Source organism: Dietzia sp. DQ12-76 (assembly GCF_014145045.1).
In the GTDB taxonomy this organism is placed as follows: Bacteria; Actinomycetota; Actinomycetes; order Mycobacteriales; family Mycobacteriaceae; genus Dietzia.
Genome location: NZ_JAALDV010000147.1, coordinates 1 through 5,420 on the forward strand (window position 1 = coordinate 1; position 5,420 = coordinate 5,420).

Genomic DNA, 5,420 nt, shown 5'->3' on the forward strand with positions numbered 1-5,420 from the left:
GCTCGCCGACCTCCATCATGATCGGCACCTTCGGACGCAGGAGCTTCTTGGGCAGACCCTTGGTCCACACCCGCTGCGACCCCCACAGGGTCACGGTGATGATGGGCACGTCGGCGGCGAGTGCCATCCGGACCGCACCCGACTTGAAGCCCTTGACCTCGAAGCTGCGGCTGATGGTGGCCTCGGGGAAGACCCCCACGAGCTCGCCGGCCCGGAGCCGTTCCACCGCCTCGTCGAACGAGGCCTTTCCGGCCGCGCGGTCCACCGGGATGTGCTTGAGCTCCCGCATGATCGGGCCGGACACCGAGTGGTCGAACACCTCGACCTTGGCCATGTAGCGGATGAACCGCTTGTGCACGCGCGCCGGGATGCCGCCGTAGACGAAGTCGAGGTATCCGGTGTGGTTCATCACCACCACGGCCCCGCCGACCTCGGGGAAGTTGCGCTCTCCGCGCATCGTGATGTCCAGACCCTGGACCTTGAACAGTGCCCGGGCGAACCCGATGATCCCCGTATAGAGCAGCTCCACGGACCCCAGCGTAGCGGCCCGTCCACAACGGCGTGACCGGCTGCCGGTAGGTTCGACGCCGTGGATGACGACGAGGCCCGCGACGCGCCCTTCGACCGGGTCGACACGGCGGCGCACAGTCGCCACTACTCCTGGCCGCCGCTTCCCGGCGCGGCCGACCGCAGCCCCCACGCGGGACTGGAGGTGCTGCAGAGGATCGTCGACGGCGAGCACCACCTCTCCCCCGGCTCGCACACTCTCGGCCTGGCGCTCTCGTCGGTCGCCGAACGCGTGGTCACCCTGACCGCGACCCCCGGGGAATGGGCCCTGAACAACGGGGGAACGGTGCACGGCGGAATCGTCTCGGGATGGGTCGACTCCGCCCTCGGGTACGCCACCGCGACGGCCGTCTACGAGGGCGTGGGCTACAGCACGCTCGACCTGACGGTCCGGTACATCCGGGCGCTCCGGCTGGAGAAGACCCCGGCGACCATCCACGCCGAGGTCGAACACGTGGGTCGATCGACGTGTGTCGTGCAGGCCAAGGTCCTCGACACCGACGGTCGGACCTGCGCCAGTGCGAGCGGCGTCATGATGCTCTTCCGCCCCTGACTTACCGCTGAGGCGGCGTGTGGCCGCGGCGCCCGCCAGCGACGCCTACCGGGGCTCGAGCACGTCCCGGCCGACGAAGGGACGCAGCGCCTCGGGCACCACGACGGAGCCGTCCGCCTGCTGGTGGTTCTCGAGGATCGCCACGAGCCACCGCGTGGTGGCCAGCGTGCCGTTGAGCGTGGCGGCCGTCTGCGGCTTGCCGCTGGCGTCCCGGTAGCGCACTCCCAGCCGGCGGGCCTGGAAGGTCGTGCAGTTGGACGTGGACGTGAGCTCCCGGTAGGCACCCTGGGTCGGCACCCACGCCTCACAGTCGTACTTCCGGGCGGCAGACGATCCGAGATCCCCGCCGGCGATGTCGATCACCCGGAACGGCAGACCCATGGCCTGCAGCATCTCCTTCTCGAACGCCAGCAACCGCAGGTGCTCCTCATGCGCCTCCTCCGGGGTGCACCAGGAGAACATCTCGACCTTGTCGAACTGGTGCACGCGGATGATGCCGCGGGTGTCCTTGCCGTGGCTGCCGGCCTCGCGCCGGAAGCAGGAGGACCAGCCGACGTAGCGCTTGGGACCGTCCGCCAGGTCCAGGATCTCGCCCTGGTGGTAGCCGGCGAGTGCGACCTCCGAGGTACCCACCAGATAGAGGTCGTCGGCCTCGAGCCGGTAGACCTCGTCGGCGTGCGCGCCGAGGAATCCGGTGCCCTGCATGATCTCCGGGCGCACCAGGACCGGAGGGATCATCAGCGTGAAGCCGTTGGCGGTGGCCTTCTGCGCCGCCAGCTGCAGCATGCCCAACTGCAGGAGAGCGCCGTACCCGGTCAGGAAGTAGAAGCGCGCACCCGACACCTTGGCGCCGCGTTCCATGTCCAGCAGGCCGAGGCTCTCGCCGAGCTCGAGGTGGTCCTTCGGCTCGAAGTCGAAGGCGGGGATCTGCCCGATCCGCTCGATCTCCACGAAGTCGTCCTCGCCGCCGGCGGGCGTGCCCTCCTCCACCACGTTGGAGAGCATCCGCTGGATCCGGTCGACCTCGGCCGCAGCGGACCTCTCCGCCTCCTCGGCGTCCTTGACCGCCTGCTTGAGCGCCCCCGCCGCCTCCAGCAAGGCCGGGCGGTCCTCCGGGGAGGCCTGCCCGACCTTCTTCCCGTGCGCCTTCTGCTCGGCGCGCGCCCCGTCCGCCGCGGAGATCGACGCCCGCCGGGCCTCGTCGGCCGCCAGGAGTCGGTCGACCAGCGCGGGGTCCTCGCCACGGGTGCGCTGGGAATCGCGGACGAGGTCGGGGTTCTCGCGAAGGAGCTTGAGATCGATCACGGCGACCAGCCTAGCGGCCCGGTCTGCCCACCCGGATCGGCTGTCCGACCCCACGTGGGCCACCACCCGGCGGCGCCGACGGGTCGGGTCAGACCCCGAACAGCTCGAGGAAGGCATCCTTCTCGAACATCCGGGCGGTGTCGACCGCCGTGGGGGTGCCGCCGTGGGGATCCGCCCCGCCCTCGAACAACACGCGCACCACCTCGCCGTACCCCTTGAACACCGCGCCCGCGAGCGGGGTCTGACCACGGTCGTTCGCGCGGTCGACTTCCGCGCCGCGGGCGAGCAGGGCCCGGACGGTGTCGGGGTGCCCGTTGTAGGCGGCCAGCATGAGTAGCGCGTCACCGCGTTCGTTCGTGAGGTCCGGGCTCACCCCCGCGTCGACGTAGGCGGCCAACCGCTCGGTCTCCCCGTCCCGGGCGAGCTGGAAGAGCATCTGTGCGAACTCGAGGACCTCGGGGTCGACCCCCTCGCGCGGCGCGCGGGTTCCGCTGTCCGGCCCGCCGGCCTCGTCTCGGTTCTGTCCGCTCATGCCCTGAATCCTATCGGGGCGACGAAGTTGCGGCATCATGGACGTGATGATCACTTCCTCGCGATCACCACACCCGGGCCGGCCACTGCTCCGGACCCGGGGTGCGGTCATGGCCTCACTCGTCGCGATCCTGTCCGGTGGGGCGATCACCGGTGGCCTCATGGCCTCGGCGATGGGGGATCCCAACTCCGCGACGGCGGAACGGATCGCGGCGATCGTCCCGCAGGTCGACCCGAGGACCCTGTCCGGGCCCGCCTACGCCGACGCGGCCCCGGGAACGTGCCTGACATGGCAGGTCGACGCCTCCGACCGCGTCACGGCGTTCACCACCGTCGACTGCGAGGAGCCCCACCGCTTCGAGGTCGCCGGCCGGATCGACCTCTCCGGGGTACCCGGGTTCGGTGAGAACACCCCGTTGCCGGACACCACGAGGCTGGCCCCGATCGGCAGCGATCGGTGTCTACCGATGATCACCCGCTACGCGGGCGGCCGGGAGGTCGACCCGGCGGGCCGGTTCACCGGGTTGGTCGTGCCGCCGTCCGAGGAGGGGTGGGACAAGGGCGACCACTCGGTGTTGTGCGGGGTCGCCGCCGCTGAGCTCGACGGGCGCTCGACCACCTCGACAGGGGTGTTCGCGGAGGCGGACCAGCACCGGCGGTGGGACCCGGGCACCTGCCTCGGATTCACCGACGAGGGTTTGCCCGGTGCGCCCGTGCCGTGTTCGGAGGACCACTCCATCGAAGTGGTCTCCGATGTCGACGTCTCGGGCCTCTTCCCGGAGGAACCGAACCCGCCCGAGCCGAGGGTGCAGTCCGAGCTCACCGCGGACGCCTGCCTCGCGGCCGGGGTCGCATACCTCGGCGACGGGGAGGCCCTGCGCCAGACCACCCTCATCTCCACGCTGGTCAATCCGATCTCGCAGATCTCGTGGGCCACGGGGAGCCGCACCGTCAACTGCGGGTTGATGCGGGCCGCCGATCCCGGGCCGTTCGCGGTGCTGCGCGGCTCCGCCCGGCAGGGCGTCCTGATCGACGGTTCCACCCCGGTGCCCCCCACCACCACCGAGGTGCCGCCACCCGGCGTCGGTCAGGGGACTCCCGGGACTCCGACAGACGCCGATCCGGGGACCGTGTCCGTCCCGATCCCCGGGGGCACGCCGTGAGCATCGTCGTGACCGAGTCCCGCTTCGAGGCGCTGGTCGACGACGCGCTCGATTCCGTACCGGACGCGCTGTTCTCCGCGATGGACAACGTGGTGGTGCTCATCGCCGACCGCCACCCGGACGAGCCGGGGCTCCTGGGACTGTACGAGGGGGTGGCGCTGACCGAGCGCGACACCACCTACTCGGGTTTCCTCCCCGACACCATCACGATCTACCGGGGCGCGCTGTGCGACTTCTGCTCCACCGAGGAGCAGTTGGTCCACGAGGTGGCGGTGACGGTCATCCACGAGATCGCCCACCACTTCGGGATCGAGGAGCACACTCTCCACGCCCTGGGCTGGGGCTGACCGGGCTCCCCCGTCGGGTCACCCACCGCCCGCGCGTCCGTCAGAACGGCGGGCGGCCCAGGTGATCGCCCCACCGCTCGCAGGACCACCCGCCGCCGTCCGGCGCCAATTCGATGACCCCGCAGTTGGGGATCCGGTTGACCAACGCCCACTGTGAGGGGACGGCGCCGGCGAACACGGCGATCATCCGCATGAGGGTGCCGTGGACCACCAGGACCACGTCGGTCCCGTTGTCCAGGTGACTCTCCCGCAGCTCGGACACCACCGGCATCGCGCGCTCCTGCACGGCCAACGCGCTCTCGCCCCCCGGCAGGCTCGAGGTGAGGACGCCGTCCTCCAGCCAGTCGCGCACGAGCCGGTTGTACGCCAGCAGCGCCTCGCTCCCGGTCCGCATCTCGAACTGCCCGGCCTGTACCTCGTACATTCCCGGCACGGCCTGCGTGGGCAGACCCGTCGCCTCGGCTATCAGTCCGGCGGTCTCGCGGGCACGCGCCGCCTCGGAGCTGAGGATCACCCTCGGTGCGATGTCCGACGCGGCGAACTCCGCCCCGACCGTCCGTGCCTGGTCCCGCCCGAGGTCGGTGAGGGGGGCGCCGGGAAGCGCCGTGTCCAGGGCGCCGGCGACGTTCGACGGGGTCTGACCGTGCCGGACCAGATGTAGTCGCGCGCTCACGGGTCGAGGCCCTCCTGCCGATGAGTGCCTCGTCCGCCGGCCCCTGGTTCGTCGACCCCGTGCCGGAGACCGTCGATCCAGTGGATCGCCTCGGATCGATCCGGGGGCGCGGCACCGGCTCCGACCCCGTCCGCCACCGGCCACGATCCGAGGAAGCGCAGGTCGGCGGTCCGGTGGTGCAGTGCCGCCAGCGCCTCGGCCACCACGGGATCGTCGATGTGCCCGACGAGGTCCACGTGGAAGAGGTAGGTGAACCGCTCGACGCGGGTCGGTCGCGAGCC

At 71.1% G+C, this 5,420-nt stretch carries 7 protein-coding genes and 1 pseudogene; 3 read left to right on the plus strand and 5 right to left on the minus strand.

Features of this window, described 5'->3' with window-relative positions; genetic code table 11:
- Positions 1-529: lysophospholipid acyltransferase family protein (locus tag G6019_RS06305; RefSeq protein ID WP_182627221.1), on the minus strand; the 529-nt coding region annotated here is incomplete at its 3' end.
- A gap of 60 nt (positions 530-589) precedes the next feature.
- On the opposite strand from G6019_RS06305, the gene G6019_RS17225 reads away from it, so the two are divergent.
- Complete coding sequence (locus G6019_RS17225) at positions 590-1,120, plus strand: PaaI family thioesterase (RefSeq protein WP_182612971.1); 531 nt, start codon at positions 590-592, stop codon at positions 1,118-1,120.
- 45 nt (positions 1,121-1,165) lie between these two features.
- On the opposite strand, the gene serS is transcribed toward G6019_RS17225, so the two are convergent.
- Together serS and G6019_RS17660 are read right to left on the minus strand one after the other, a co-directional pair.
- On the minus strand, positions 1,166-2,425 hold the full coding sequence (gene serS, locus G6019_RS06315) for a serine--tRNA ligase (RefSeq protein WP_107757928.1): 1,260 nt from the start codon (positions 2,423-2,425) through the stop codon (positions 1,166-1,168).
- 88 nt (positions 2,426-2,513) lie between these two features.
- Entirely contained in the window at positions 2,514-2,957 is a 444-nt protein-coding gene (locus G6019_RS17660) for an ankyrin repeat domain-containing protein (RefSeq protein WP_375292897.1), read from the minus strand.
- A 109-nt stretch (positions 2,958-3,066) separates the two neighbouring features.
- Here G6019_RS17660 and G6019_RS06325 point away from each other — a divergent pair, with 109 nt between their 5' ends.
- Together G6019_RS06325 and G6019_RS06330 are read left to right on the plus strand one after the other, a co-directional pair.
- The gene (locus tag G6019_RS06325) at positions 3,067-4,119 is read left to right on the plus strand and encodes a septum formation family protein (RefSeq protein ID WP_107757927.1); all 1,053 of its coding nucleotides are present in this window, start codon (positions 3,067-3,069) and stop codon (positions 4,117-4,119) included.
- Positions 4,116-4,466 (plus strand): metallopeptidase family protein, encoded by a 351-nt coding sequence (locus G6019_RS06330; protein WP_107755451.1) that lies wholly within the window; start codon positions 4,116-4,118, stop codon positions 4,464-4,466. The genes G6019_RS06325 and G6019_RS06330 overlap by 4 nt, the downstream gene beginning before the upstream one ends.
- Positions 4,467-4,506: 40 nt before the next feature.
- On the opposite strand, the gene G6019_RS06335 is transcribed toward G6019_RS06330, so the two are convergent.
- Entirely contained in the window at positions 4,507-5,139 is a 633-nt protein-coding gene (locus tag G6019_RS06335) for a histidine phosphatase family protein (RefSeq protein WP_107755450.1), read from the minus strand.
- Positions 5,136-5,420, minus strand: a pseudogene (locus G6019_RS06340) (prephenate dehydratase); the annotation flags it as partial. The pseudogene G6019_RS06340 and the gene G6019_RS06335, both read right to left, overlap by 4 nt.